This is a genomic window from Okeania sp. SIO2F4 (assembly GCF_010672385.1).
In the GTDB taxonomy this organism is placed as follows: Bacteria; Cyanobacteriota; Cyanobacteriia; order Cyanobacteriales; family Microcoleaceae; genus Trichodesmium.
Map to the genome: position 1 here is coordinate 1 of NZ_JAAHGT010001421.1, position 1,342 is coordinate 1,342.

Sequence of the window (1,342 nt, forward strand, 5' to 3'; positions counted from 1 at the left end):
TTCCACCAGGATATGAACTTCGGTCTGATCATTATCCGGTATAGGGAACGGTCCCTCAGTTATACACTGCGATCTCCTCGATCGAGATGTATTGACAGCAATATAACCAGTGATTATACTAACAGGAAAGTCAAAGTATAATTATATGGCCACTGTCAAAACTGCAATATCACTTCAAGAGTATCTGTTTGAACAAGCTGAGGCAATAGCGTCAGAAATGAAAATTTCTAGAAGTCGTTTAATTGCCATTGCTCTAGAAGAGTTTATCCGTCGGCATCAAAATCGAATATTGCTAGAAAAAATCAATGCTGCTTATGGAGATATTTCAGATACTGAAACATCAACATCAATAAGTAGTATTAGTGGACATCATAGGAGTATAATAGAGGACGAGTGTTAATTAATCAGGGCGATATATTCTGGATAGAATTAGGTGAACCATCCGGTTCTCAAGCTAGCTATAGACACCCTCATGTTGTCATTCAAAACAATGTTTTTAATTTTAGTCTGATTAATACTGTTGTTGTTTGTAGTTTAGGTTCTAATATGAAACTTGCTGGGGTTCCTGGTAATATTGTCTTGTCACCAGGTGAGGCTAATTTACCAGATCAAAGAGTTGTGAATATATCCCAAATTTTCACAGTCGAAAAAGCGAAACTGACAGATAAAATAGGTACTCTTTCATCTGAGAGAGTAGAACAGATATTAAATGGAGTGGAACTATTACTAAAACCAACAGAAATGGAATAATAATTTAATTGATTTTTCAGTTTTTCCTCCTCACCTTACTTCCTCGAATTAATTATCTTTATGAATATATCTTTATGAATAAATTAAAATTTGTACTATAGCAATCATATTTCAGTTGTAAGATTTTAGTGGTAATTAGGAGTCAGAACTCAGGAGTCAGAATATAAAAGAATTTTGAGCGCTCTTAATTATTTTTAAATATTTCATAAATCATTCCTGATTGCTATAGATTAATTACAACTAATTTTTTTTGCAACTGCAAGTTTAATGAGAATAAATTAACCAATCTCTTTATAAAAAGATTTCAGTAATTCTGTATTTTTCTGCCAGTTAAGATGAGTTTTAGCAAAATTAATTGCACCCTCACTTAACTTTTCAGATAGAGAGCTAACAGTCAACAATTTCTCAACAGAATTAACAATATTGACGGCATCAACTACAGGCAAAACCAAAGCATCTTTCTGATTTTCCATGACTAAACCAATATTGGTAGCTGGCAAAACTACAGGTTTACCCATTGCTAAAAATTCCGGCAACTTACAGGGGAAACGATAATTATTAAATCTATCGGGTCTACCTGGTTGAATTAACA

The 1,342-nt window shown here is 33.2% G+C and carries 3 protein-coding genes; 2 read left to right on the forward strand and 1 reads right to left on the reverse strand.

Features of this window, described 5'->3' with window-relative positions:
- Window positions 1-145: 145 nt before the first annotated feature.
- Both F6K22_RS40915 and F6K22_RS40920 read left to right on the forward strand, forming a co-directional pair.
- Window positions 146-400 (forward strand): hypothetical protein, encoded by a 255-nt coding sequence (locus F6K22_RS40915; RefSeq protein WP_293110895.1) that lies wholly within the window; start codon window positions 146-148, stop codon window positions 398-400.
- Window positions 394-750, forward strand: coding sequence for a type II toxin-antitoxin system PemK/MazF family toxin (locus F6K22_RS40920; protein WP_293110897.1), 357 nt, complete (start codon window positions 394-396; stop codon window positions 748-750). Before F6K22_RS40915 ends, F6K22_RS40920 begins: the two co-directional genes overlap by 7 nt.
- Before the next feature lie 278 nt (window positions 751-1,028).
- Here the strand turns inward: F6K22_RS40920 and F6K22_RS40925 are convergent.
- Window positions 1,029-1,342 (reverse strand): glycosyltransferase (locus F6K22_RS40925; RefSeq protein WP_293110899.1); only part of this gene is annotated, 314 nt, incomplete at its 5' end.

What these genes read in the sequence shown, in the direction of transcription:
- F6K22_RS40915 (WP_293110895.1), top strand. Translation starts at nt 146, where the DNA reads ATGGCCACTGTCAAAACTGCAATATCACTTCAAGAGTATCTGTTTGAA.